Raw genomic sequence first — 25,878 nt, 5'->3', positions numbered from 1 at the left:
TCTGGCCCAGCACGTTTCCGCCCCGTTACGGCTCGTTCCTGCCGCTACTGTCGTGCCATGTCGGTCGACGTCGAAGCCCTGCTCACCCCGCCCTCCCCCGTCGCTGCGCGCGCACTGGACGTCGTGCGGGCATGGTCCGAACCCGCCCTCGTGCACCACTGCCTGCGCTCGTGGGCATGGGCCGTCCTGCTCGCCCCGACGGTCGACCTCGAACCGGACCCCGAGCTGCTCTTCGTCGCGACGATGCTCCACGACCTCGGCGTGACCCCGTCGTTCGACGCCCACGGGGTGCCCTTCGAGGACGCCGGCGGCGCCGTCGGTTCGGTCTTCGCGCTCGGTGCCGGGTGGGACGCCGTGCGAGCCCGTCGGGTCGGGGAGATCATCGAGCGGCACATGTGGCGGTCCGTCGACCCGGAGCTCGACGCCGAGGGGCACCTGCTCGAGGTCGCGACCTCGCTCGATGTCTCCGGTGTGGGCTTCGACAGGTGGTCGTCGGACGACCTGCGGGACGTCACGGCCGCGCTGCCCCGTCTGGACTTCTCGGCGACGTTCGACGGGCTGATCCACGAGCAGGCTTCGCGCAAGCCCTCCTCGGCCGCGGCTCGCCTCGACGGCTCGGGCAACGTGGCCGCCGGCGGGGACCGCTGGGCGGCCTTCCTGGCATCCTGACGCTCGGTCCGGTCGCTCGCTGGACTTCTCGGCGCGGTGGGCGTATAGTCTCTGGTTGGTGCACTGCAGCGAACCCATCTGACTCGCGCACACCAACCTCTCGACACCGACTCACCCGAGTCGCATTCCACTCGAGACACCGCTCGATCCGAACGGACGAGCTGCACGTTGAAACTCGACGTGCGCGCCCCGCACTCGATGCGTCGCGCTGGACTGAGACGTCCGCCGACACCGAGTCGCCCTGGCGCCGAATGACCAGGAAGTACAGCACCATGACCAGCAACGAACGAATCACCGTGTTCGGGACCGCACTCGCGGCCCCGACGATCACCCCCGACCGCATCGCCGAGTTCCCGGTGCGCGACGACCGCTCGCAGCGCGAGTACCTCGTGCGCATCGCGGCCGACGACCTGGGGACCTTCGTCACCCGGGGCACCCGGCTCGACGCCGTCGGCGAGGCCGGCTGGACCGTCCCGGGCCGCTCCTGGGCGGGCGAGGCCAGCCGCACCCTGCTGCAGGCACAGTCCGTGCAGGCGGGCGAGATGGCCCTCGCAGCCTAGGTCCACCAGCACCACCACGAAGCGCCGTCGAGTCCGCTCGGCGGCGCTTCGTCGTTCCCCGGCGGCCGTCAATAGTCGACAGCTATTGGGGAGGTCGCCATACGGATCGAACGTGCTGCGGAACTCATCCGCGCCGCCCGCGAAGACCTCGGTCTCTCGCAGACCGCTCTCGCTGCCGCCGCCGGCATGCAGCAGCCGACCATTTCGGCGTACGAGAGCGGACGGAAGCGGCGCACACCCGCCCGAGCATCACGCTCGCCATCTACGCCGACGCGATCCTCGACGAGGCGAAGCGCTTCTACCTCGACGACGTCCGCCTCTTCGGCTCCGCGGTGCGCGGGCAGGACACCGAACACAGTGACATCGACCTGCTGGTCCACCTGACCCCCGCGGCATCGCTGTTCGATCTCGGTGGATTCGCGCACGAGGTCGAGCGCATCACCGGTTTCGAGGTCGACGTCTCACCGACGACCTCGAGGACGACGAGCACTTCGCCCACGTCCTCGACGAAGCCGTGCCGCTGTGATGCCGGCTCCCCGGTTCACGCCTCGGCCCCGCAACGACCGTGACCCTGCTGCCCTCGAAGAGCGGTGGCCGTCGCTGCAGGCCAGCTTCCTCGACCTGCTCGCCGAGTGCGTCCAATCACGACCAATTCAGGCCCATTCTGCCTGGCCGCAAAGAGAAGGCCAGCGCGCTACACTCGTCACTAATCGGGGTCTGTCGTTGAGGCCCTGTGCGCTCCCAACTTCATCAGCCTGACCATGAGCGACGCGGCGACATGAATGCTCAGTTGAGCGTCATCTCGATCAGCGTCGGAAGCGCCATGAGCGTTTCCCCGTTCGGATCGATTAGCGGTTAACCAGCTATCGAGTGCCTTGATTGCCGTCAGAAGATTTGCATCCACGCCCCGTAGAAAGCCGCGGGTCTTCGCATTCGCGAAGAGCGCACCAAGATTCCCCCCCTGCGCCCCGAGGGCTAAGAAGGTCTCTTGCACTGCCGAATAACTGAGCGAGACTGCCGAGCCGTAGTACCCTTGCGCAAGAGCAGTCATCGCCTCCTGATACGCAACTTCGGCGCGCCTGAATATTACATCTCCCGAGAGAAGCGCTTCCACCGGCATCACAAGCTCAACATGAAGGGGCTGTACGCGTCGCTCACGGAATCTGCCATCAAGGTACAGCCAACCGATTCGCTCCTCGAGGAGGACGTCGTTGACCTTCTCATAGAACATTTCGGGGAAGCTTACAAGCTTCGCACCGCTCGCGGGGGCCGTGGCGCCAGCCGGAAGGGTGTCGTCTAACGTCAGCAAACGAGAGATAGCCAAGGGGATTGACGCAAACCAGTCTGCGATATCAAGACCATCTAGCGAATCACTGTATAGCGCGTCCCAGAGAGTTTTCGACGAGGGGTAGGTCCTCGCATTTTGCTGCAGAATCGAAAAGGCTTCCTCGCTAATGCGCCTGCCGACATCTTCCTGCCCGAGCTCCTCGAAAAAGTCATCATAGATGAATCGGAGCTTACGGCACGCAACGGTCGGGAAAACTGTTGACCAGATAATCCCATGCGACGCCTCCCTCACGCCACGTTCACGAAGATATTGAGCCTGAGACGGGAGCCAGTCATTTGAGTCAGACATAATCAGTACCTGCCCTTAACCAATTCGTCCGGTAATGCAGACCCGGACCTACTTGGCTCAACGCCGCTTCGCCACGGGTTGCGGCAACATCAATGCATGCAATATCCTAGTCCAAAGGGATGCCTAGATCGGCGATCCGACGCTCCTCTTCGGCTTCGCTGATAATACGGGTGACAACACCCGCATCACCCTGCACGAAACGGGCGACTCGCTCGAGCTGGGTCATCGCCGCCTCGGAATATTCATCGGGCTCGGTACCTGGCATTCCAAGTGAATCCACTCGCTTCGATTGCTCGTCCACGAGCCGGAAGGAGAGAGTCCGGAGATGCAACGCGGGCGCGCCGTTCCGCCGCTTGAAGATCGACACGGGGTTCGGCGCAACCGTCGGTTCGTGACGGCCCTCAGCGACGCTCGTTCCCAAAGCACACAAATACGCCCGATGGACGGCGCCTCGTCGGCCTCTAGTCGACTCGGCCATCTCCTCGATGACGAATTTCAGCTCTCCAGGACTAGCCTCAACTCCGCTTCGCAATTTCTTATAATCTGCGACGGCTCGGGTATTTGACGCAGAATCGTATCTGTGCTCAAAGCCCGTCTTCCAAAACCAGCGGGCGATCAAATCACGCATACCCGTCAAATCCCGTTCGTATGAAACCGCGGCGAGAACCGTCAGCATCTGACCGTAAGGGAGCCACTCAGATCTAAGTACCCCAAATTCTTCTTCGACGAATTCGATGGCCGCCGCGTAGTACTTAGCAGCATCGGCCCAATAGTCACTCACCGCCTTTTCTTGTAGATCGAGCACCGCGCTTTGGCGAACATCCCCAGACTCTCGGAGCGCAAGAACAGACAAAATAGGGAGACCATCGTCCTGCAGATGTTTGTTCAACGCGGGGTGGTCAACCTTCGACTTTTCCCACGCCGCACGGAGATTGAACGTGTCGCTGTAGGTCTTCGCAACCATAAGATCGAACGACCCCAGCTTCATCCCACCTTGATTCACGCGTTGGAAGACCCGGGCGATGGCTGCAGGCGCTATCCGACTGTCTACGACCACGGCAGGCACTCGGAACTTGGCCAGGTGAGCAAAGTTATTCCTATATAGGGCGGTGAGCCACGCCGATTCGGACTCGTCGCCTTCAAGGCGATCGCGCCACTCGTAAAAATCGTCTGCTGACGCCAATGCTGTCAACGGAATCAGCCTGTTCGCGCGCATCATCTCGGGCGTAGCGAGCGCGGACCACGTTTCTTCTGTATGACTAACAAGGAGTTCATCGATGACGCTTACGTCGGCGTAGTCCGCACTAGTATCGATCTTAAGAAAGTATCTAAGCTCCCCTCGGCCATATAGCGCATGATATAGGGAAGTCAGTCGCTGCTGCCCGTCAAGCACGATGTAGACAATGTTCCCCGGCGCATGAGGCGCTTCTTCGAACGCCCGCGGCGCATAAAATTCCCTGTTGCTCACTCCCTCGATAAGAAGAATGCTACCAACCGGCCAATTCATGAGTACGGTAGCCAGAAGAGCGCGAACCTCACCGTCCGACCAGTCGAAGTCTCGCTGGAAGTCAGGAAGGACAACCTGTCCTAGGTGAATGCCGTCGAGAAGTGACTCGAGCGCTATATCCTGCGAACGAGTTTCGATCACGAGTTCACTTCCGTTTCATTAAGTTTGGTTCTCAGACCCTCTCGTACGACGGCTGGGTCGAGAGGTAATTTTGGACTATTCCAGGCAACCGTTCCGTCGATTCCCGCTTCAGCCCATTGCCACCGGTCCTTAATCCACGTCTGCACGTCAGAAGTTCCCGCAGTTCCGACATGCAGATAGAGCTTCGACTTAACTTCGACTGAGAGGCCCGCATCGACGGCTAGCACGACTTCTCCGTCAAATCTACTCATGAATGAGGTCGGCTTTTCCTTCAAGAACCAGACTTCAAGAACCGCCTTGCTAGAGTCGTCCTGCCGCCGCGTCCAGGCCTCTCGGAGGGAAGACTCCGCATCTACGACCTGCCCCTCGAGCGTTCCTTCGGGAGGCGGCAGGAATATCCGCACGCGGCACTTCCGAGATGCGCACGCAACGACTAGTTCCAGATCTCTTTCCACCCACGCTGAGGGAGCATCAACTACGATGTCGATCTCACGAGACGATTCATAGAGTTCGCGCCAGTCCACCCTGCTGGAAGGCCCAAGATCCCGCATAGCGATGTCCGCAACTCGGTCGCGAAGGTGAGTCATTGACAGCAGGTCGCGCACGAGGAGTGGCTTAAGAACTATCTCCGAGATGAGTAACGCAACGGCAGTAGAGAGCAGCGCCGATCCAACCCCCGACAATAGATACGACCAGAAGCCTGTTCCGACGCCCGCCGCGAACGCCAACGTGCCGACTGCTACAGCGATGGCACTGACGATCGCGAGCATCAGCCATCCGGTTGACAGTCCGAGTTTGTTTTCAGCCACGCTGCCTCCAGTTGCCGACGTATCCTCGTGAACGCTACAGCACACCCGCGGCTTGCGGGGACAGCCGTAGACAATCGACCAGCGGGAGTTGGACAGACCTAGAGAGCCCTTGGCACCTGCGATGTTCTCGATCGTGGATGAGCGGAGTGTGCTGATCATCGGCGAGTACCCTCCGTCGCTGGCTTCGATAGCGACTTTGAGCTTTTGCTGATGATGGGAAACGCGACGCGCAGGCGGCCTGGATGGCAAAGGGCAGCCAACGCCTGTTTCGACACTTTTTGAAGGTCGCCACCCGTGGCAATGAGGGCTGCTTGGTCGTCAGCGCTGCAAGCCAGTCTCCCAACCACCGCGACCTAATCTGCTCCTGCAGACTGAGGTGGCAGAGGAGCGTTGGAGCGGCAGCGTTTCAGACGGGCAGATCAGTTGTTGAAGCGGAACTCCACCACGTCGCCGTCCTGCATGACGTAGTCCTTGCCTTCGATGCGGGCCTTGCCGGCAGCGCGGGCCTCGGCGATCGAGCCGGCTTCCATCAGGTCGTCGAACGAGATGACCTCGGCCTTGATGAAGCCCTTCTCGAAGTCGGTGTGGATGACGCCGGCAGCCTGCGGTGCCTTCCACCCCTTGCCGATCGTCCACGCACGGGCTTCCTTCGGACCGGCCGTCAGGTAGGTCTGCAGTCCGAGGGTGTCGAACCCGATGCGGGCGAGCTGGTCGAGGCCCGACTCGGTCTGACCGGTCGACTCGAGCAGTTCGGCGGCGTCGGCAGGGTCGAGGTCGATGAGCTCCGACTCGACTTGGGCGTCGAGGAACACGGCCTGCGCCGGGGCGACGAGCGCGGCCAGTTCGGCCTTGCGGGACTCGTCGGTCAGGATCGCCTCGTCGACGTTGAAGACGAAGATGAAGGGCTTGGCGCTGAGCAGGCCGAGCTCGGCGATCGGCGACAGGTCGATCTTGGTGGCGGACAGCAGCGTGCCCTGCTCGAGCGCGGCACGGGCCTCGCGAGCGGTCTCGAGCACGACCGGCTCGGTCTGCTTGAGCTTCACGGTCTTCTCGTACCGCGGGAGCGCCTTGTCGATGGTCTCCATGTCGGCGAGGATCAGCTCGGTGTTGATGACCTCGAGGTCGTCCTTCGGGGAGACCTTGTTCGCGACGTGCACGACGTCGTCGTCGGTGAAGCCGCGGACGACCTGCGCGATGGCGTCGGCCTCGCGGATGTTGGCGAGGAACTTGTTGCCCAGGCCTTCGCCCTCGCTCGCGCCCTTGACGATGCCCGCGATGTCGACGAACGACACCGGCGCCGGCACGGTCTTCTCCGAGTGGAAGAGCTCAGCGAGCTGGTCGAGCCGCGAGTCGGGCAGGTTCACCACCCCGACGTTCGGCTCGATCGTCGCGAACGGGTAGTTCGCGGCGAGGACCTGGTTCTTGGTCAGGGCGTTGAACAGGGTCGACTTGCCGACGTTCGGGAGACCGACGATTCCGATGGTGAGAGCCACGGAAGAAGAGCCTACCGGCGGCGGCCTGTCGGAGCCGACCCGGGCCTCCAGTCCGTCCGTCAGATCAGCGGACGCAACCCGCTCATCGGGGGCCGCAGCAGGGCCGTGATGCGCCGCTCGACGACGTCGAAGACGTCGGCCTGCAGCCGCTGCGAGCGCCGCCAGTCCCCCGGCACCTGGAGCGAGTGGTCGGCACGGTCGACGGTCTGGAGGCGCGCAGCAGTCCCCGAGACCCGCTCGGGCCGCCACATGGTGTCGTCGCCACCCCCGATCGCCTCGTGCGCGTCGGTGGCGGCGGCGAGCGCTGTGGCCACGTCATCATGCGTCAGTACCGGGGTGAGCCAGACGCCGGGCACCGCGTGGCGGATCGCCCACGGCAGGGCGAAGCAGCCGAACGACTTCGCGACGACGAGGTCGGGCAGCCGGTTTCCCATTGCCGCGGCAACAGCGGTCTCGACGAACCCGACCGGATCGGCACCGGCAGCGTCGTCGACGTGCCAGCGTGGCGCGACGACCTCACACCCGGCCGCGGCGGCGATCTCGCTCGTCCACCAGAGCAGCGGCGCCTGCTGCCCGTAGCCGGCACCGGCGAGCACCAGGACGAGCGGACGGCGGTCGGCCTCGTTCCCCATGCGCCGAGAGTAGCCACACGCAACGCCGACGGGAACGGAGGGCGATGTCGGCACCCCGTGCGACGATCGGGACCGTGCCGTTGAACTTCACCGCGATCGACTTCGAGACCGCCAACAGCTCGCCCGCCAGCGCCTGCTCCGTCGGGCTCGTGAAGGTCCGCGCCGGCCGGGTCGTCGATCGGGCGTCGTGGTTCATCCGCCCGCCGTTCGGGCACGACGCGTTCCTGGAGTGGAACACGCGGATCCACGGCATCGTCGCCGAGGACGTGACGCACGCCAAGACGTGGGAGCAGCAGTACCCCGACCTGGTGGCCTTCGCCGAGGGCGACGTCCTGGTGGCCCACAACGCCCGCTTCGACATGGGCGTCATCGCCGGTGGGTGCTCAGCGACGGGGATCGACCTGGCCGAGCACCACTCGCTGTGCTCCCTGGCGGTGGCCCGCAAGACCTACACGCTCGACTCGTACCGCCTGCCGGTCGCCGCGATGGCCGCCGGGTTCGAGGGATTCCAGCACCACGACGCCGCCGCCGACGCCGAGGCCTGCGCCGCGATCGTCGTGCACGCTGCCGGGCACCACGGCGTCGAGACAGTCGAGGCGCTCGGCGCGGTGACCCGGGTGACGATCGCCCCGGTCCGCGCGCGTGCCGAGAAGCCGAAGGCCGCGAACCAGCCGCGTCTGTCGAACCGGCCGATGGTGTTCGCCGACTGACGGTCTGCGCTGACTGACGCAACGCCCGCTGCGCGCGGCCGGGGCACCACATCCCCGGTGGTATTGTCACGACAATGCCGTCGGCACCGACGCCGGCATCTCCGCACGTGTGAAGGACCGCGATGACCAACGAAGGCCAGCTGCCGTCCGACCTGTTCATGGACCTGGACCGGTCGGGTCCCATGCCCCTCTACTTCCAGGTCGCCTCGCGCATCGAGGAGTCGATCCGCTCCGGCGCGATGCCGCCAGGGGCCCGGCTCGAGAACGAGATCGCCCTCGGTGAGCGTCTCGGTCTGTCGCGGCCGACGATCCGACGGGCGATCCAGGACCTCGTCGACAAGGGTCTGCTGGTGCGCCGCCGCGGTATCGGGACCCAGGTCGTGCACGGGCCGGTGACCCGCAAGGTCGAGTTGACGAGCCTGTACGACGACCTGGCGCAGGGCGCACAGGCTCCGGCGACGAAGCTCCTGCAGCGCAACGACGTCCCCGCGTCCGACGAGGTCGCCGCGGCACTGAGCATCGAGCCCGGCACGACCGTCGCGCACATCCGGCGGGTGCGGTTCGCCGAGGACGTCCCGATGGCGATCCTCGAGAACTACCTGCCGCCGGAGTTCCTCGACCTGACCGACGAGGACCTGCAGGCGTACGGGCTGTACCAGCTGCTGCGCGGCCGAGGTGTCACGATGCGGGTGGCGAAGCAGCGGATCGGGGCCCGTGCGGTCACCGACGAAGAGGCCGGCCTGCTCGAGATCGAGGACGGCGACCCGGTGCTCACGATGAGCCGCACCGCGTACGACGCCTCGGGCCGTGCGGTCGAGTACGGCGTGCACTGCTACCGCCCGGACCGGTACTCGTTCGAGGTCACGCTCGTCGACAAGTAGGCCGACCGGTCACGTGGCCGACCGGTCACGTTCCGTCGCCCGGGCTGCTCGGCGAGGGGTCACGACACGCTGTCGGTCGTGCGCCGAGTGGTCACGAACTGTCGCCCGGAGGCCCGGCAACCGACAGTTCGTGACCGCTCGGCGGACCTGAGCGGTGTGTCGTGACCACCCCGCACCCGCACCCGCACCCGCACCACCTCACCCGAGCGCGGGCACCCCGAGCTCACCCGTGACGTACTGAGCACGCCCGAAGCCGAAGGACCAGTCCTGCGGCCCGTTCTCGACGTAGCCGATGAAGACGTCCTCGGACGCGACACCGATCGCCGCGAGGGCGTCGTGGATCGCCCGGTACAGCGCCGCCTTCGCCTCGTCGCTCCGCCCGCGCTGCGTGAACACCTGGATGACGATGACACCCTCGGTGCGCTCGAACCCCAGGCCGGCGTCCTCGGCGATGATCTGCTGCGCGGGGTGCTCGGTGATCACCTGGAACCGGTCCCGCACCGGGATCCCGTACACGTCGACGATGGCCTGGTGGATGGCGTCGGCGATGCCACGGACGGCCTCCGGCGTGCGGCCGGTGGCGAGGTCGATACGGACGAGCGGCATGGTGCCTCCTGGTTGCTCGGACTTTGTCCTTACATACTAACAAGCAACGATGATCGAGTGTCTACAACTTCGGCGTCGGCGCCCCGTACGTCAGCGGCCCGTCGACACGAGCGACGTCGTGCCACGAACCGTCGACCAGCGAGGCCTCCGCGGCCTCGACGATCGACGCGGCAGCCAGCCCGTCGGCGACCGAGGGTGCGAGCTGCTCTCCGCGCTGCACGCTCGCGATGAACTGCGCCGCCTCGATCGTCTTCAGGTCGTCGTAGCCCATCGCCGTGCCGGCACCCGGCTGGAACCGGGTGAACTCCCCGTCTCCGGGTGCGACGTAGTGCGTCGCGTACCCGTCGACCTCCTGGCCGTCCACGTACACCTCGAGCTCGTTGAGGCGCTGGAAGTCCCACCGGACCGAACCGCGGGTGCCGTAGATCTCGAGCGTGTACTCGGCGTGCGGCCCACGCATGACCCGACTCGAGTCCATCGTGCCGACCGCACCGTCCTCGAAGCGGAACAGCAGCGCGGCGTAGTCCTCGTTCTCGACGGCACCGAGCTCGCCGGTCGCCGCGGCGCTGCGGTCGACGATGCCGGCAGCCGGGCGGGGCCGCGACTCGATGAACGTCTCGGCGAGCGCACTGACCGACGCGATCCGTCCGACCACGTACTGCGCCAGGTCGAGGCCGTGCGAAAGCAGGTCGCCGAGCACACCCGATCCGGCACGCTCACGCTCGAAGCGCCAGGTCAGCGGGGCCGCCGGGTCGGACGAGTAGTCGGCGAGCAACGAGCCGCGCACGTTCGTGATCCGGCCGAGCCGTCCGCTGCGGACGAGTTCACGGGCGCGCTCGATCGCCGGGGCGTGCCGGTAGTTGAAGCCGACGCTCGTGATGACTCCGGCACGCTGCACCGCCTGGTGGATGGAGCGCGAGTCGCTGGCGTACCGTCCCATCGGCTTCTCGATCCAGAACGGCTTGCCTGCCTCGGCCGCGGCGACGGCCATCTCGCGGTGCAGGAAGTTCGGCGAACAGATCGACACGACGTCGACCGCCGGGTCGGTGAGGACCTCGTGGTAGTCGGCGACGGCCCGCTCGTACCCGAGCCGCGTCACCGCCTGGTCACGGGCCGCCTCGATCGGGTCGGCCGCGACGACGAGCCGCGGCTGGACGCCGAGCTCCGGGAAGTGGTCCGGCAACGCTCGGTAGGCACGCGAGTGCAACCGCCCCATCCAGCCGACCGAGATCAGCCCGACGCCGATGCTGTCCATGGAGAACTCCTTCGTTCAGGTGACGCGCATTGGAGCGCGACAACGAGCGTAGCCGATGCGGCCGACCTTGTCAGCACATGACGCAACCGCCTGGAGGCCCGGTGCCGGTCTCGGGGACCGGCACCGGGCCTCCAGGCTGGTGCGTCAGCGCGCGGGGCGCGACCCGTGGTTCCGACCGCGGATCGCGCCGCGCATCAGATCGCGGGGACGATGATGTCGCGGACCAGGGCGTCGAGCTTCGCGTCGGCGTCCAGGAACTGTCGGAGCGTCGACACGGTCGCACCGAAGCGGTCGAACTCGTCGATCGTCATGCCGTCCACGTCGTAGCCGCGGGCGAACTCCGGCGTTGCGGCCCGGAGCGCCTCGATGACGTGCACGGGGACCTCGTTGTCGATGGCGTGCGGACGGAACGGGAACGCGTTGTCGTTGATGTCCTTCGTCCACTGGAACGGCGGCGACACCACCAGGTCACCGCCTTGGAACTCCGACCACTGCAGTGCGTTGCGGAACGCGGCGACCAGCACGCGCGAGCGGAACCCACGCTCCTGGAAGACGCGGTAGGCGTTCTTCACCGCGCCGACACCGGCCCACTCGAGGATGCCCGGGTCCACCATCACGTGGTCGCGCTTGACGACGGTCTTCAGCCAGTCGTCGAAGCGGCCGGCCATCAGGGTGACGACGTGTCCGAACTCCTGCTCCGGCAGGCCCTCGGCAGCACGGCGGTCGAGGGCGCGCTCGATGGCCTCGCCCACGGCGACGACCTGCGGCACGGTGAAGGACACCGTGGCGTTGATCGAGACCCCGCGGTAGGCGGCTTCCTCGATCGCGGCGATGCCGACCTTCGTGGCGGGGATCTTCACGATGATGTTCGGCGCGAGCTGCGAGAACCGGACGGCCTGTTCGACGAGCGCGTCGGCGTCGCGGTGGAACCGGGGGTCGGTCTGCATGGACAGTCGACCGTTCCGGCCGCCGGACGCCTCGAACGCGGGCAACAGCTGCGCCGCGGCGGCGATGGAGAGCTCCTCGACGGCCTTCCAGCCGATCCAGGACTCCCCCGCCGTCGGGTGCTCCTCGGCGATCTCGCGGATGCGCGGGACCCAGGTCTCCGGGTCCTGCTGGATGCAGGTGTACGCGATCACCGGGTTGCAGGTCGCACCGACGGCACCGTACTCGTGGATGGCGGTCGACAGTTCGCGCGGGTCGGCGGAGTCGTTCCACAGGGCGGTGGGGGTCTGCTCCGCGGCCTGCAGGGTGACGGGACGGGAATCGGCGTCGGTGGACGCCTGCGTCTCGAGGGTGGTGGTCATCGGTGGAGTCCCTTCGTGATCGTGTCGAGCTGGAACCGCGACACCGCGTCGGCGTTCTCGTCCTCCGCGAAGACGCTCGAGACCGCGACGGTGTCCTCGCGCGCCGAGAAACCGACCCGGTCGAGTGCCGCCCAGAAGGCGTCGAAGTCGACGTCCGCCTGGCCGACCGGCAGGTGCTGGTGCACCCGGACCGGGTTGCCGGGCGGGTTCGTGATGTAGCGCAGGCCGTGCGAGCGACGGTGGTCGTACGCGTCGGCGACGTGGACCAGCTGCAGCGAGTCACCGGCGGCGTCGATGATCTCGTCCATGTTGCCGCCGTAGTGGAACGTGTGGCAGGCGACGTAGACGAAGCCGACGTGCTTCGAGTTCAGGCCGCGGATCACCCGGAGTGCCTCGAGGCCGTCCTCGACGAAGTCGTCGGGGTGCGGGTCGATGAGCACACGGATGCCGGCGTCCTCGATGATCGGCAGCAGTTCCTCCATCGACCGGTAGAACTGGTCCTCGGACTCCTCGGCACGCTCGGGGCGGCCGGAGAACTCCGTGTTGATGGTGTCCACGCCGAGGCGCTTCGTGATCTCGATGACCCGCTTCCACTTCCGCACCGCAGCCTGTCGGGCGTCCTCGTCCGGGCCCGACCAGCGCAGCACGGGGAGCACGCTCGCCACCTGGACACCGGCGTCACGGCACGCCGCGGCGAACGCGTCGACCAGGTCGTCGTCGGCCTTCGGGTGCCGGTAGAAGGGGATGAAGTCCTTGTGCGGCGTGAGCTGCAGGTACTCGTAGCCGAGCTCCGCGACCTTGCGCGGGAACTCGAGCAGCGACAGGTCGTGGTGGAACGGGGTCGGGTCGAGCGCGATCTTCGGCATCGATCAGGCCCCGGCGAGCGCGGCCGGTGCGGTCGCGTCGATCGTCTCGTCGTAGAACGCCGGCTTCGTGACCGCGTACTCGACCACTTCGTGCGCGCCGGACTGCTGCGCTCGGACGGCGACCTCGGCGACGACGGAGGCGGTGTAGCCGTCCCAGGCACTCGGCCCGTCGATGCCGCCGGTCCGGGCCGCGTCGACCCAGCGCTGGACTTCTTCGTCGTAGGCGGCGGCGAACCGCTCCTTGAACGACGGCGTGACGCCTTGCGAGGTCGCTCCGGCTGCGGCGAGCGAGAGCGAGGTGTCGCGGCCGATGTAGGCGACGCCGGACTCGAACACCGCGTCGGTGGTCACCTGGTAGCCGAACTGGGCGTTGACGTTGATCTCGACGATCGCCATGGTGCCGGACTCGGTGGTGAACAGGACGAACTGCGGCTCGGGCAGGTCGGCCGGCGCGAGGGAGTTCTTGCGCGGCTTCTTGACCTCGACGCTCGTGATCGCTTCGCCGGTCAGGAACGGGATGATGTCGATCTCGTGGATCACCGAGTCGTGGATGAGCATCGACTCGCTGAAGTTGGGCGGCGTCGTCGGGTTGCGGTGCGCGTGGTGCAGGGCGAGCAGGGCGCCGTTCGCCCCCGACTCGCGCAGCGCCTTGAGCTCCTGGTACCCGGAGTCGAACCGGCGCATGAAGCCGACCTGGATGACCGGTCGGGCGGCGTGCTGCTGCTCGAGCTCCACGATGCGCAGCGAGTCCTCGGCGCTGGTCGTCAGCGGCTTCTCGCACAGGACGGTGAGCCCGCGCTCGAGCGCCGTCACCAGGATCGGCTCGTGCAGGAAGCCCGGCGTCGCGATGATGACGGCGTCGATCTCGGTCTGCTCGAGCGCCTCGTCGAAGGACGCGGCGGTGATCGCGCCGGGCGCCAGGGCGGCTGCCGCGGCGGCACGGGCCTGGTCGGGCTCGACGACGGCGACGACGTCGGCGTTCGAGATCTTGGCGGTGATGCGGCGGACGTGGTCGGCGCCCATCATGCCGGCGCCGACGACGGCGACGCGGAGGTTCTGCGTGGTGGTCATGGTGGTGTTCTCCTGGGGTTGTTGACGCTGCGTGGACGGCGCGTCAGGAGGCGCGGGCGGCCGACGTCGAGCCGAAGATGTGCTGGAAGGTGCGCTCGGCGATCGGGCCGGGGGCGTCGACGGAGCAGCCGTACATGTCCTGCTCGACGATGCCGAAGACGTCCGGGTTGATCGCGGCGACGGCCTCGATGATCGGGGCGAGTTCCGGGGTGCCGTGCGGCGGCTCGGTCATGATGCCCTGCGACACGGCGGTCGCGAACGGCACGTCGTTCTTGAGCACGTCGAACAGCAGGTCGGTGTCGACCTGCTTGAGGTGCAGGTAGCCGATGCGCTCCGGGTGGGCGGCGATGAGCTTGAGGTTGTCGCCGCCGTAGTAGGCGAAGTGGCCGGTGTCGAGGCAGAGGTTGGTGTACTCGGGGTTCGTGACCTCGAGGAACCGCACGGTCTCCTTGTAGGTGCCGACGTGGCTGTCCGCGTGGGTGTGGAACTGCTGGTGGACGCCGTACTCCTCGAGCAGCGCCTTGCCGAGCTGGTCGTGTCCCTTGCCGAGTCGCTCCCACTGCTCGTCGGTGAGCGTGCGCGCCTCGAGCACCTCTTCGGTGGCGTCCGAGCGCCACAGGTCGGGGATCGTCACCAGGTGCTCGGCGCCGAGCTTCGCGGCCAGGCCGGCGACCGCGACTGCCTGGTCCCACGCACGCTGGAACTGGTCCTCGCCCTTGTGGAACCCGGTGAAGACCGTGCCCGCCGACAGCTTGAGCCCGCGGGACTCGAGCTCGTCGGACAGCTGGGACGGGTCGGTCGGCAGGTACCCGTACGGGCCGAGCTCGATCCACTCGTACCCGGCTGCGGACGCCTCGTCGAGGAAGCGCTGCCACGGCACCTGCTTCGGGTCGTCCGGGAACCAGACGCCCCACGAGTCCGGGGCGGTGCCGATGCGGATCGAGGCGGGCGCCGCGTCGGTGGCGGGGCTGCCGATGGGGGTGGCGGTGTCGGTCATGACGTCGCTGTCGCTTTCTGTCTCGTGAACGGTTCAGCCGAGCAGCGGACGCTGCGTGGCGACCTGCTGCTCGTACTCGGCGCGGGCGGCCTGGGTGCTGGGGAGGGTGGAGGTCTGCGCGACCGGCACGTCCCACCAGCCGTCGCCCTCGGGGGCGTAGACCAGTGGGTCGGAGTTGATGTGCACCAGGGTGGTGTGGTCGTTCGCCTTCGCCTGACGAAGCGCGGCCTTCAGGTCCTCGATGCTGTCCGGACCGGGCTGCACCTCGATGACGTCGACGCCGTACGAGCGGGCGTTGGCGGCGAGGTCGACGGGCAGGGGCTCGCCGTTCTCGAACGACTCGGTCTCGTCGAGGTAGCGGTACTTCGTGCCGAAGCGCTCGGAGCCGACGGTCTCGGACAGGTGCCCGATCGACGCGTACCCGTGGTTCTGGATGAGCACGACGATGATCTTGATGCCCTCGGCCACGGCCGTGACGAGCTCGGTGTGCAGCATGAGGTAGCTGCCGTCACCGACCATCACGATCGCGTCGCGGTCCGGAGCCCCGCGGCGGACCCCGATGCCACCGGCGATCTCGTAGCCCATGCACGAGAACGCGTACTCGACGTGGTACCCGAGCTCGTCCCGCACCCGCCAGAGCTTGTGCAGGTCGCCGGGCAGCGAGCCCGCAGCCTGGATCACGACGTCGCGCGGGTCGGAGACCGACTGCACGGCCCCGATGATCTCAGGCTGGCCGGGCAGGTCTGCACCGGACGGGGCGAAGGCACCGTCGACGGCGGCGTCCCACGCCGCCTTCAGCGAGGCGATCTCGGAGGCGTAGCCGGGCTCGACGACGTACGCCGTGTCCGACGTGAGCGACTCGGTCATGGCGACCAGCGCCTCCCGGGCGTCCGCGATCAGCGGCAGCTGCGAACCGTGCTTGTAGGCGTCGAACGCGGCCACGTTGACGTTGACGAACGTGACGTCCGGGTTCTGGAACGCCGTGCGCGACGCCGTGGTGAAGTCGCTGTAGCGGGTGCCGATCCCGATGACGACGTCGGCCTGGGCGGCGATCGCATTGGCGGCCGCGGTGCCCGTCGCGCCGATCCCGCCGAGGTACTGCGGGTGGTCCCAGACCAGGGATCCGCCACCGGCCTGCGACGTGCCGACCGGGATCCCGGTGGCCTCGACGAAGGCGCGGAGCTCGTCGGCGGCGTCGGAGTACAGCACCCCGCCACCGGCCACGATGACCGGACGCCGGCCGGCACGGATCGCGGCCACGGCACGCTCGAGCGGGCCGCGCTCGGGCAGCGGGCGGCGGATGTGCCACTCGCGCGGCTGCAGGAACGCGACGGGGACGTCGAACTCCTCGGCCTGGACGTCCTCGGGCAGCGCGATCGTCACCGCACCGGTCTCGGCCGGGTCGGTCAGCACCCGCATCGCGGCGAGGGCGATCGAGAACAGCTGCTCCGGACGCTCCACACGGTCGAAGTAGCGCGACAGCGGACGGAAGGCGTCGGTGACCTGCAACGACGTGTCGTGCGGCAGCTCGATCTGCTGGAGCACCGGGTCCGTGGTGCGCGTGGCGAAGGTGTCCGACGGCAGCAGCAGTGCCGGCAGCCGGTTCGTGGTGGCGAGTGCCGCGGCGGTCAGCATGTTGGCGGCGCCCGGGCCGACCGACGCCGTCGACGCGTAGGTCGCGCGGCGGCGGTGCATGCGGGCGAAGCCGACGGCCTCGTGCACCATCGCCTGCTCGTTGCGGGCCTGGTGGTACGGCAGCAGACCGGGCTGCTCGACGTGGAGCTGCTTGATGGCCTGACCGACCCCGGCGACGTTGCCGTGCCCGAAGATGCCGAAGATCCCCGGGATGGTGCGTTCGCGGACGTCGCCGTCGACGGTCCACTGGTTGGCCAGGAACTCGACGAGTGCCTGGCCGACCGTCATCTTCCGCGTGGTGGTGGTCACGCCTGCTTCCTTTCGTAGGGCAGTCGTGGGTCGATCGATTCCGATGCCCACGCCTGCCGGACCCACCCGTGGGCGGGGTCGTCGGTGATGTTCCAGACGCGCTCCGGGTCGGGCCCGGCCATCACGTTCAGGTAGTACATGTCGTAGCCCGGAGCGGCGACCGCCGGACCGTGCCAGCCGTACGGCACCAGGGCGACGTCGCCGGTCCGGACCTGCCGGAACTCGTCGATGGCGCGGTCGTCCGAGGCGTACGTGCGGTGCAGGGCGAACGGGTCGGCGGCCTCGGTCGCGATCGACTCGAGCCCACGGGACACCGCAGCCTCGTAGTAGTAGATCTCCTCGAGGTTCGACTCCGACCCGGGCACGTTCGTGTCGTGCTTGTGGGGCGGGTACGACGACCAGTTGCCGGCCGGCGTGATCACTTCGCACACGATGAACTTGACGGCGTCGAGCGCCGCCGGGGTGCCGAAGTTGTGCACCTGACGGCTCGACTGCCCGGCGCCGCGGAGCTCCACCGGCACGTCCGGCCGGGCCACGTAGGTGGTCGGCTTGACGGTGTCGGTGGGCGCCTCGGCGACGGCGAACCGGCCGCTGCCGGTGATGGTGGCCGCGGAGCCCGAGCCCAGGTACAGGACGTCGGTGGGGCCCTCGAAGACGCTCCCCCGACCCTGCAGGGTCTGCTCGCCGTCACCGGCAGCGCCCGAGTGGGTCACGTGGAACGACCCGGCGAGCGGCACGACGATGCGCTCCACGGCGTCGGCCGGGAGGCGCAGCTCGCCCCCGTCGGTCAGCGCGCCGGTCCGGAGCCCGGTGTGCGCCCACCCCTCGATGCGACCGTCGACCACGTCGGTCCAGCCCGCCTCGGGCCGGGAGCCCGCCGGGATGAACCACTGGTCGTGCTGGTGCTGTTCGTTCGCCATGCTGCGGGTCAGTTGTTCGACGGGAAGCCGAGGTTGATGCCGCCGTGCGACGGGTCGAGCCACCGGCTCGTGATCGCCTTCTGACGGGTGAAGAAGCTCACGCCGTCGGCACCGTACGCCTTGTGGTCGCCGAACAGCGAGTTCTTCCATCCGCCGAACGAGTAGTAGGCAACAGGCACCGGGATCGGCACGTTGATGCCGATCATGCCGACCTGCACATCGCGCTGGAACCGTCGGGCGGCGCCACCGTCGTTCGTGAAGATGGCGGTGCCGTTGCCGTACGCGCCGGAGTTGATGAGCTCGAGGCCCTCTTCGTAGGTGGCGACCCGCACGACGCTCAGCACCGGACCGAATATCTCCTCGGTGCAGACGCGGCTGGTGGTGGGCACCTGGTCGATCAGCGTCGGACCCAGCCAGAAGCCGTTCTCGTCGCCGTCGGGTCGGACGGTGCGGCCGTCCACCACAACCACCGCACCGTCCTGCTCTGCGACCTCGATGTACGAGGCGACCTTGTCACGGTGCTGCTTCGTGACGAGCGGCCCCATGTCGCACCCGCGACGACCGTCGCCGATGCGCAGGGTCGCCGCGCGGTCCTTGATCTTCTGGATGAGCTCGTCCGCCACCGGCTCGACGGCGACGACGACCGAGATCGCCATGCAGCGTTCACCGGCCGAACCGAAGCCGGCGTTGATCGCGTTGTCGGCGACCAGGTCGAGGTCGGCGTCGGGCAGGACGAGCATGTGGTTCTTCGCTCCGCCGAGGGCCTGCACGCGCTTGCCGTGCTTCGTGCCGGTCTCGTAGACGTACTGCGCGATGGGCGTGGAGCCGACGAACGAGATCGACTCGACGTCGTCGCTGGTGAGCAGGCCGTCGACGGACAGCTTGTCGCCGTTGAGCACGTTGAAGACGCCGTCGGGCAGCCCGGCTTCCTTGAACTTCTCGGCGAGCCAGATGGCGGCCGACGGGTCCTTCTCGCTCGGCTTCAGCACGACGGTGTTGCCCGCGGCGATCGCGATCGGCAGGAACCAGAGCGGCACCATCGCCGGGAAGTTAAAGGGGCTGATGATGCCCACGACGCCGAGCGGCTGGCGGATCGAGTAGACGTCGATGCCGGTCGAGACCTGGTCGGAGAACTCTCCCTTCATCAGGCTCGGGATGTTGGTGGCGAGCTCCACGACCTCTTGCCCACGGGCGATCTCACCCAGGGCGTCGTCGATGACCTTGCCGTGCTCGCTCGTGATGATCGCGGCCAGCTCGGCCTTGTCGCGGTTCAGGATCTCGCGGAACGAGAACAGGATCGCCTGGCGCTTGGCCAGTGACAGGTTGCTCCAGCCGGGGAACGCCGCCTTGGCGCTGCCGATGGCCGCCTGGATCTCGGACTCGTCGGCCAGCGCGACCTGCTTGGTCGCGACGCCGAGCGCCGGGTCGTACACGGGGGCGGTGTTGCCCGACGCGGATTCGACGCGCTTGCCGTCGATCCAGTGCCCGACGGTGGTGGTGGTCGTGTCGGTGAGCGTCATGCGTTGCTTCCTTCCGAGATGGACGAGTCCATGGTGGTGGCGCCCGCGAGCCGAGCGGCTGGGTCGTGGGCATCTGTGGAGAACCCGCCCCGGGCCTCCTGGCTGTGGACGAGACCGGCGGCGACGTCCACGGCGGCGGCGACGTCGCCGTCCGAGGGGTAGAGCAGGGTGCGTCCGACGACCAGGCCGCGGACGCCGGGCAGGGCCAGGGCGTCAGCCCACTTGGCGTACGTCTCCAGCGGCCGCGAAGCCGGGTCGCCGCCGAGCAGCAGCGTGGGCAGCGTCGTCGCGGCCATCACGCGCTCCATGTCGTCGACGACGGGGATCTTGAGCCAGCTGTAGGCGCTGGACTCGCCGAGTCCCGCGGCGATCGCCATCGAGGTGATCACGGCGTCGGCCGACAGGTCGTTGACGACCCGGCCGTCCCGCCACTCGGACATGAACGGCTCGAGCATGATCGGCAGCTGGAGCGCAGCGGCCTCGCTGACGGCGCGGGCCGTGGCCTCGAGCGTCGGCGCGGTGCCCGAGTCCTCCAGGGCGATGCGCACCAGCAGCTTGGCGAAGTCGAGCCCGGAGTCCTTGATCGCCTGCGCCGAGTACGCCGTGTACCGGTCGTCCATCTCGAACGTGGCGCCGCGGAGTCCACCGCGGTTCATCGACCCGACGACGACCTTGCCGTCGAGGGCGCCGAGCAGCGCGAGGTCCTCGAGGATGTCGGGGGTACCGAGCACCCCGTCGACCCCAGGACGGCCGAGGGCCGTGACGAGCCGCTCGAGCAGGTCGTAGCGGTCGGCCATCGCGGACTCGTCGTCGCGCACGGCCAGGGCACCGCGTGCGGGGTGGTCGGCGGCGACGATGAAGAGCTTGCCGTCGTCGGCGAGCAGGGAGCGCTTGCGGCGGGCGTCGAGCGTGGCACGCACCAGGTCGGGCTGGCCGGCACGGATGTCGCGGAGGCGCTGGAAGTCAGCGGGGCTGAGCTCAGGCATGGGTCTTCTCCTCGGTGTTCGTCTCACCCGTGTACGTCTCACCCGTGTGGTTCGTGCCTTCGGCCGGGTTGTCGGTCAGGAACTGCTCGATCTCGTCGCTCGTCGGCATCGCCGTCGAGCACTCGAACCGCGTCGCGACGATCGCGCCGGCCGCGTTGCAGAACGCCAGGATCCGCTCGAGGCTCCAGCCCTGCAGCAGTCCGTGCGTCAGCGCGCCGCCGAAGCCGTCGCCCGAGCCGAGCCCGTTCACGACGTCGATGTGGTGCGGACGGAACTCGACGAACTCGTCGCGGGTCTTCGCCAGCACGCCCTTCGGCCCCTGCTTGACGATCGCGATCTCGACACCGCGGTCGAGCAGGGCGTCGGCGGCGCGGACCGGATCGGTCTCCCCCACCGCCACCTCGCACTCCTCACGGTTGCCGACGGCGACGGTGGCGTGCTCGAGGGCGATCGCGACCTCGCGCGTCGCGGCCTCGGGGCTCGACCAGAACATCGACCGGTAGTCCAGGTCCAAGACGGTGTGGGTCTTCGTGCTGTTCTGCGCGGCGGACCGGGCTTCGTACGCCACGTGGTGCGCCTGTCGGCTCGGCTCCTCGCTGAGGCCGGTCACCGTGGTCCAGAAGATCTTCGCGCGCTCGATCTCGTGCAGCGGCAGGGACTTCGCCGTGATCATCAGGTCCGGCGCCTTCGGGGCCCGGTAGAAGTAGAGCGGGAAGTCGTCCGGCGGGAAGATCTCGCAGAAGGCGACGGGGGTGTTCAGCCCCTCCACCGTCTCGACGAAGGCGTTCGCGACGCCGTACTCGGGCAGCGTGCGGGCGATGTACCGACCGAAGGGGTCGTTGCCCGTCCGGGTGATGACCGCGGCGTCCGCGCCGTGGCGAGCAGCGGCGATGGCGACGTTCGTGGCGCTGCCGCCGACGGACTTCGAGAAGGTCGAGACGTCCTCGAGGGGGCCGGTCTGCTGCGGGTAGATGTCGACGCTGACGCGTCCCATCGTGATCACGTCGTAGGCGTGGGGAGCTTGGTTCGTCATGCGACGCGGTGGACCTTCCGTGCGGCTTCATCGGCGGACGATCACGACTGTACACCCTGTTTGCCCTAATGTCATGACATGGATTCCGAGGTCCGTCACGCTGGTCGCGTAGTGTCCGTCACGCTGGTCCGGCGGTCACCTCGGAGTGCCGGGAGGCGCGGTGTCGGTGGGTTCTGCCAGGGTCGCGACATGCAGATCCTCGCCCTGGTCATCGGTCTCGTGATCGGCATCGCCGTCGGTGCGGTCGTCGCCTGGTCACTCGCCCGCTCGCGCGCAGGCGTCGACGCCGCATCGGCCCGCGCGACGGCCGAGGCCCTGCGCGGCCAGCTCGAGGCGGTGCGGCGCGACGCCGAGGAACGCCTCGACGCCCAGGACACGCAGTACCGCCGCCAGGTCGACTCGCTCGAACGGCGCTCCGCCGAACTCGAGCACCTGGTGCAGCGCATGCACGGCGTCGACGCGGCGCGCAACCAGAACGAGTCGAAGGTGCTCACCGCGCTCAGCCCCGTGGCGCAGACGCTCGACGTGATGCGCACGAAGATCGCCGAGCTCGAGCAGTCGCGGAGCGAGCAGTACGGCGCGCTGTCGGCGCAGCTCCGGTCGGCCGCCGAGTCCGAAGAGCGCCTCCGTGCCACCGCCGACACCCTGGCCAGCGCCCTGTCGTCGAACAGCACGCGCGGCGTCTGGGGCGAGACGCAGCTGCGCAACGTGGTCGAGGCCGCCGGGCTGCTCGAACGGGTCGACTTCGACGTGCAGTCCTCCGTCACCACCGCGGTCGGCTCCGCCAGGCCGGACATGGTCGTGCACCTGCCCGGCGGCAAGACCATCGCCGTCGACGCCAAGGTGCCGTTCAGCGCCTACCTGCAGGCCGCCGAGATCCCCGCGACCGCCACCGGCGCCGAGGCAGCACGACGCGACCAGCTCATCGCCCAGCACGTCAAGGCGCTCCGCGCGCACGTCGACGCCCTCGCCGCACGGGAGTACTGGACCGGGTACGACGCCTCCCCCGAGCTCACCGTCGCCTTCATCCCGTCCGAGTCGCTCATCTCGAGCGCACTCGCCGCCGACCCCGGGCTGCTCGACCACGCCTTCCGCAAGCGCATCGCCCTCGCCTCACCCGTGACCCTGTGGTCCGTGCTCAAGACCGTGGCGTTCTCGTGGCAGCAGGACGTCGTGTCGCAAGAGGCGCACGAGCTCTTCAAGGTCTCCCGCGAGCTCTACGGCCGGCTCTCCACGATGGCCGGGCACGTCGACAAGCTCGGCCGCTCGATCCGGGGCTCGGTCGTCGACTACAACCGCTTCGTCGGGTCCCTCGAACGCCAGGTGCTGCCGAGCGCCCGTCGGCTGTCGCCGCTCGATGAGTCGAAGGTCATCGCGGACCCGTCGTCGATCGAGGACGAGCCGCGGCTGCTCACGGCACCGGAGCTCGTCGGCGCCGTCGACGAGGACTGACGGCACCGCACCGATGTCCCCATGGGACTACGAAAGCCCTAGCGCTCAGCTCCAGCGAAGTCGCCCACCGGAGTTAGACCTTTCCAGTTACGATCTCGCAGAAACTTCAGCAGTAGCGCATTATGGGGATCACGAGAAAGGATGGCATCGAGGTTCGTGGAGTCATAGCCAACTGAAAGAAGCGCTAATACGAAAATGCGCAACAACATAGGGTCCGCGCATGAGTCCACTCTCTTAAGGACACTCCGGCGAAGACCAATCGGGTCAAAGTTCGCCATCCGCTGCGTCGCAACCGCGAGCTTTTGAGCGTTATCAGTTGTTCTAACCCAGTCGCCGAGAATGCGCTGCGTTCGATTATCGGCAATACCATCCGCGATCGCAATAGCATGTTGCGCCGCGACCCATTCCGTGTGCGGCCAGTCGCTCGCATGCTCCTGCTCGAACCACGCGTTGATTCGCCTAACCGACAAACGCTTATGACTCACTGCATCTCGGAGGTACCGACTAAGATGGTCAGCTCCATGCGGGACCATGCGGGCAACGTCCATCCAATCCTCTACTCGGTCGAAATCTTCGTAAGAGCGCAGACTTCGAAGCACCAGCCCGAGCGTTGTGCGTTCAGTCTCAGATGGACGCTGCAAGGATCGATGTTCAGCATTGGATAGGTCCTCCTGGGAGATATAGGTGTAGGAAAGTCCAGGATACTCATCGGATTCGTACGTCTCTTCGGTTACTTCTATGAGGTCGCGCCACTGGTCCTCTAGAGCGTCCGCCCGCGCCGAAGACAGGTGCACTTTCGTCTTGGAAGCGTTGATCTCAAGACCGACAGTTCGAAGTTCTTTTTGAATTTCCAGAATGAGCCCGTAGACGTCCTCGAATGACCCTTCAAAACTTATGTCGTCCATCCACCGGCGCGCGGCCGCTATGCGCCCGTCGTTGATCTGACTTTGTATCACCTCATCGACATCACTCAGAACGATCTGCGCGAGCAAAGCGGATGCGCTGCTCCTCTGCGGAATCCCGGACCTGTAATGCAGTGAGGCGTGGGAACGAATCACTGTTTCCACCACGTCGAGCGACAAGCCCGACATTTTTCGGGCCTTAAGCTTCATCAGCAACCGCTCGTGGTCAACGGACGCAAAGAAAGACGTGATATCCGTCTCCCCTGCGTGTGACGAGTGGCGCATTGTGCTATGCGAGGCCCGGTAAGCCTGCCACTCGTCAGTGCCTCGCGCTAACGTCCCGTTGCGAAATCGCCACCCAAACACCCAGGCCGGCGTCCCCGCTTCAAGGGACTTTGCAAAAGGAACAACTGCAGCCGCGTAGGCAAGTCGCGAGATTGCGTCGAGCATCACAGCAGGGCGCTGCCCAAAGAAAGATTTCGGCACCTCAAATGCGTGCAGCTTCGGCGAATGGGCGAAGCGGTACTTCGTCCCATTCTTCTCGATTGGGAGATCCGCCTCCGTCAGTGTTTCGACGAATTCGGGCCGCAGCTCCGGCCAGCCCCAGGGGTCGCGATACCAGTCGCCGTAACGTTCAGAGTCGAGCAGCTTCGCTGCTTCTGCTAAGTCCAGCCCCAAGATATTCACCCTAGGACCCTACCTCGCACCTCAGCCAGAAGCCTCGAAACGTCGCGCTTTAGCGAACGTGAGATCAGAACGGGTCCTAGGGGTGCGTCCAGTGACTGGCGAGCTGGTTCTGTCGCCCTCTCCTGTAGCCGGCTCTTGGGAAACCACGAAAGCGATGTGGAACAAAATCTCGGATCTGGTGTCACATCGGCGTCATGGTTCGAACTGCGCGCACCCGCGACGCGTCAGCGGATCAGAACCACTTCTCCGCACGGTGGTCGGCCTGGATGCGGCGGATCGTGTTCGAGCGTGAGCGGAGGACGAGCGAGTCGGTGTGGATGACGCCGCGCGAACGACGCACGCCGTCGACCAGGACGCCGTCGGTGACGCCGGTGGCGACGAAGAACGTGTTGTCCCCCGTGACCAGGTCGTCCTGGTCGAGGACCTTGTCCAGGTCGTGGCCGGCGGCGATGGCGCGCTCGCGCTCCTCGTCGTCCTTCGGCTGGAGCTTGCCGAGGATCACGCCGCCGAGCGCCTTGATCGCGCACGCCGTGATGATGCCCTCGGGGGTGCCGCCGACACCGACGCACATGTCGATCGTCGAGCCGGGCAGGGCGGCGGCGATGCCACCGGCGACGTCACCGTCGAGCAGCAGTCGCGTGCCAGCACCGGTCGCGCGGATGGCGCGGATCAGCTCGTCGTGGCGCGGACGATCGAGCACGGCGACGACCATGTCCTCGAGGTCCTTGCCCTTGGCCTTCGCCAGCGCGCGGATGTTGTCACCGATCGGCTTCTCGAGGTCCAGGACACCGCGACCCTCGGGGCCGGCGGCGATCTTGTCCATGTAGAAGACGGCAGAGGGGTCGTACATCGAGCCGCGGTCCGAGACGGCCATCACGGAGATGGCGTTCTGGCGCCCGGCGGCGGTGAGCGAGGTGCCGTCGATCGGGTCGACCGCGATGTCGCAGGCCGGACCGTGACCGTTGCCGACGTGCTCGCCGTTGTAGAGCATCGGGGCGTTGTCCTTCTCGCCCTCACCGATGACGACGACGCCGTCGAAGTTCACCGTGCCGAGGAACTTGCGCATCGCGTCGACCGCGGCGCCGTCGGCGAGGTTCTTCTCACCACGCCCGACCCACGGCTGCGCACGGATCGCGGCGGCCTCCGTCGCACGCACGAGCTCGAGCGCGAGGTTGCGGTCGGGCTGGAGGAACAGGGAGCCGGTTTCCGTAGTGGGAGTCACGACCCGAGCCTACCGACCGGCGGCCGACCCGCGGTCCGGACACCGGGCCCGTGCACGCATGTGCACGCCGGA

At 67.2% G+C, this 25,878-nt stretch carries 25 protein-coding genes; 6 read left to right on the top strand and 19 right to left on the bottom strand.

What is annotated here, in order from left to right; all coding sequences use genetic code 11:
• Nucleotides 1-57 precede the first annotated feature (57 nt).
• Together ORG17_RS04125 and ORG17_RS04120 are read left to right on the top strand one after the other, a co-directional pair.
• Entirely contained in the window at nucleotides 58-669 is a 612-nt protein-coding gene (locus ORG17_RS04125) for an HD domain-containing protein (protein WP_214527082.1), read from the top strand.
• A 272-nt stretch (nucleotides 670-941) separates the two neighbouring features.
• On the top strand, nucleotides 942-1,229 hold the full coding sequence (locus ORG17_RS04120; RefSeq protein WP_017887091.1) for a hypothetical protein: 288 nt from the start codon (nucleotides 942-944) through the stop codon (nucleotides 1,227-1,229).
• A gap of 68 nt (nucleotides 1,230-1,297) precedes the next feature.
• On the opposite strand, the gene ORG17_RS18545 is transcribed toward ORG17_RS04120, so the two are convergent.
• The gene (locus ORG17_RS18545) at nucleotides 1,298-1,654 is read right to left on the bottom strand and encodes a hypothetical protein (protein ID WP_250892376.1); all 357 of its coding nucleotides are present in this window, start codon (nucleotides 1,652-1,654) and stop codon (nucleotides 1,298-1,300) included.
• Here ORG17_RS18545 and ORG17_RS18475 point away from each other — a divergent pair.
• On the top strand, nucleotides 1,562-1,798 hold the full coding sequence (locus ORG17_RS18475; protein WP_214527080.1) for a nucleotidyltransferase family protein: 237 nt from the start codon (nucleotides 1,562-1,564) through the stop codon (nucleotides 1,796-1,798). The genes ORG17_RS18545 and ORG17_RS18475 overlap by 93 nt on opposite strands.
• A 137-nt stretch (nucleotides 1,799-1,935) precedes the next feature.
• Here the strand turns inward: ORG17_RS18475 and ORG17_RS04110 are convergent, their stop codons facing one another.
• From ORG17_RS04110 to ORG17_RS04090, 5 genes are all read right to left on the bottom strand, one after another.
• Nucleotides 1,936-2,865, bottom strand: coding sequence for a hypothetical protein (locus ORG17_RS04110; protein WP_214527079.1), 930 nt, complete (start codon nucleotides 2,863-2,865; stop codon nucleotides 1,936-1,938).
• Between the two features lie 106 nt (nucleotides 2,866-2,971).
• Nucleotides 2,972-4,513 (bottom strand): DUF262 domain-containing protein, encoded by a 1,542-nt coding sequence (locus tag ORG17_RS04105; protein WP_214527077.1) that lies wholly within the window; start codon nucleotides 4,511-4,513, stop codon nucleotides 2,972-2,974.
• Complete coding sequence (locus ORG17_RS04100; RefSeq protein WP_214527075.1) at nucleotides 4,510-5,481, bottom strand: hypothetical protein; 972 nt, start codon at nucleotides 5,479-5,481, stop codon at nucleotides 4,510-4,512. The genes ORG17_RS04105 and ORG17_RS04100 overlap by 4 nt, the downstream gene beginning before the upstream one ends.
• A gap of 260 nt (nucleotides 5,482-5,741) precedes the next feature.
• Complete coding sequence (ychF, locus tag ORG17_RS04095; RefSeq protein ID WP_214527074.1) at nucleotides 5,742-6,815, bottom strand: redox-regulated ATPase YchF; 1,074 nt, start codon at nucleotides 6,813-6,815, stop codon at nucleotides 5,742-5,744.
• A 59-nt stretch (nucleotides 6,816-6,874) separates the two neighbouring features.
• The gene (locus ORG17_RS04090; protein ID WP_214527072.1) at nucleotides 6,875-7,447 is read right to left on the bottom strand and encodes a hypothetical protein; all 573 of its coding nucleotides are present in this window, start codon (nucleotides 7,445-7,447) and stop codon (nucleotides 6,875-6,877) included.
• Nucleotides 7,448-7,491: 44 nt separating this feature from the next.
• On the opposite strand from ORG17_RS04090, the gene ORG17_RS04085 reads away from it, so the two are divergent.
• Complete coding sequence (locus tag ORG17_RS04085; RefSeq protein WP_027464531.1) at nucleotides 7,492-8,157, top strand: exonuclease domain-containing protein; 666 nt, start codon at nucleotides 7,492-7,494, stop codon at nucleotides 8,155-8,157.
• Between the two features lie 122 nt (nucleotides 8,158-8,279).
• Nucleotides 8,280-9,038, top strand: a complete 759-nt coding sequence (locus ORG17_RS04080; protein ID WP_071405736.1) for a GntR family transcriptional regulator — start codon at nucleotides 8,280-8,282, stop codon at nucleotides 9,036-9,038.
• 198 nt (nucleotides 9,039-9,236) lie between these two features.
• Here ORG17_RS04080 and ORG17_RS04075 read toward each other — a convergent pair whose 3' ends face one another.
• From ORG17_RS04075 to iolC, 11 genes are all read right to left on the bottom strand, one after another.
• Complete coding sequence (locus ORG17_RS04075) at nucleotides 9,237-9,644, bottom strand: tautomerase family protein (RefSeq protein ID WP_111090656.1); 408 nt, start codon at nucleotides 9,642-9,644, stop codon at nucleotides 9,237-9,239.
• A gap of 61 nt (nucleotides 9,645-9,705) precedes the next feature.
• Nucleotides 9,706-10,899, bottom strand: a complete 1,194-nt coding sequence (locus ORG17_RS04070) for a Gfo/Idh/MocA family protein (protein ID WP_214527070.1) — start codon at nucleotides 10,897-10,899, stop codon at nucleotides 9,706-9,708.
• A 194-nt stretch (nucleotides 10,900-11,093) separates the two neighbouring features.
• Entirely contained in the window at nucleotides 11,094-12,206 is a 1,113-nt protein-coding gene (locus ORG17_RS04065; RefSeq protein ID WP_214527069.1) for a transaldolase family protein, read from the bottom strand.
• Entirely contained in the window at nucleotides 12,203-13,072 is an 870-nt protein-coding gene (locus tag ORG17_RS04060) for a sugar phosphate isomerase/epimerase family protein (RefSeq protein WP_110864413.1), read from the bottom strand. The genes ORG17_RS04065 and ORG17_RS04060 overlap by 4 nt, the downstream gene beginning before the upstream one ends.
• A gap of 3 nt (nucleotides 13,073-13,075) precedes the next feature.
• Complete coding sequence (locus tag ORG17_RS04055) at nucleotides 13,076-14,143, bottom strand: Gfo/Idh/MocA family protein (protein ID WP_214527068.1); 1,068 nt, start codon at nucleotides 14,141-14,143, stop codon at nucleotides 13,076-13,078.
• A gap of 43 nt (nucleotides 14,144-14,186) precedes the next feature.
• Nucleotides 14,187-15,140: a sugar phosphate isomerase/epimerase family protein gene (locus tag ORG17_RS04050; RefSeq protein ID WP_017887103.1), complete on the bottom strand. Its 954-nt coding sequence runs from the start codon at nucleotides 15,138-15,140 to the stop codon at nucleotides 14,187-14,189.
• A gap of 33 nt (nucleotides 15,141-15,173) precedes the next feature.
• The gene (gene iolD, locus ORG17_RS04045; protein ID WP_214527132.1) at nucleotides 15,174-17,063 is read right to left on the bottom strand and encodes a 3D-(3,5/4)-trihydroxycyclohexane-1,2-dione acylhydrolase (decyclizing); all 1,890 of its coding nucleotides are present in this window, start codon (nucleotides 17,061-17,063) and stop codon (nucleotides 15,174-15,176) included.
• 17 nt (nucleotides 17,064-17,080) lie between these two features.
• On the bottom strand, nucleotides 17,081-18,004 hold the full coding sequence (gene iolB / locus ORG17_RS04040; RefSeq protein ID WP_214527067.1) for a 5-deoxy-glucuronate isomerase: 924 nt from the start codon (nucleotides 18,002-18,004) through the stop codon (nucleotides 17,081-17,083).
• Between the two features lie 8 nt (nucleotides 18,005-18,012).
• Nucleotides 18,013-19,524, bottom strand: coding sequence for a CoA-acylating methylmalonate-semialdehyde dehydrogenase (locus ORG17_RS04035; RefSeq protein ID WP_214527065.1), 1,512 nt, complete (start codon nucleotides 19,522-19,524; stop codon nucleotides 18,013-18,015).
• Complete coding sequence (locus tag ORG17_RS04030) at nucleotides 19,521-20,510, bottom strand: class I fructose-bisphosphate aldolase (RefSeq protein WP_035807563.1); 990 nt, start codon at nucleotides 20,508-20,510, stop codon at nucleotides 19,521-19,523. The genes ORG17_RS04035 and ORG17_RS04030 overlap by 4 nt, the downstream gene beginning before the upstream one ends.
• Nucleotides 20,503-21,543: a 5-dehydro-2-deoxygluconokinase gene (gene iolC / locus ORG17_RS04025; RefSeq protein ID WP_027464520.1), complete on the bottom strand. Its 1,041-nt coding sequence runs from the start codon at nucleotides 21,541-21,543 to the stop codon at nucleotides 20,503-20,505. Before iolC ends, ORG17_RS04030 begins: the two co-directional genes overlap by 8 nt.
• 189 nt (nucleotides 21,544-21,732) lie before the next feature.
• Between iolC and ORG17_RS04020 the strand changes: the two genes are divergently transcribed.
• Nucleotides 21,733-22,995 (top strand): DNA recombination protein RmuC, encoded by a 1,263-nt coding sequence (locus ORG17_RS04020; protein WP_301630782.1) that lies wholly within the window; start codon nucleotides 21,733-21,735, stop codon nucleotides 22,993-22,995.
• Between the two features lie 38 nt (nucleotides 22,996-23,033).
• Here ORG17_RS04020 and ORG17_RS04015 read toward each other — a convergent pair whose 3' ends face one another.
• Both ORG17_RS04015 and glpX read right to left on the bottom strand, forming a co-directional pair.
• Complete coding sequence (locus ORG17_RS04015; protein WP_214527061.1) at nucleotides 23,034-24,584, bottom strand: RNA-directed DNA polymerase; 1,551 nt, start codon at nucleotides 24,582-24,584, stop codon at nucleotides 23,034-23,036.
• 232 nt (nucleotides 24,585-24,816) lie between these two features.
• On the bottom strand, nucleotides 24,817-25,806 hold the full coding sequence (glpX, locus tag ORG17_RS04010) for a class II fructose-bisphosphatase (RefSeq protein WP_017886722.1): 990 nt from the start codon (nucleotides 25,804-25,806) through the stop codon (nucleotides 24,817-24,819).
• Nucleotides 25,807-25,878 lie beyond the last annotated feature (72 nt).

Origin of the sequence: Curtobacterium flaccumfaciens pv. betae (assembly GCF_026241855.1) — a bacterium.
Taxonomy (GTDB): domain Bacteria; phylum Actinomycetota; class Actinomycetes; order Actinomycetales; family Microbacteriaceae; genus Curtobacterium; species Curtobacterium flaccumfaciens.
The sequence above is the reverse complement of the archived record's forward strand: the minus strand, read 5'-3'. Positions and strand labels throughout refer to the sequence as shown.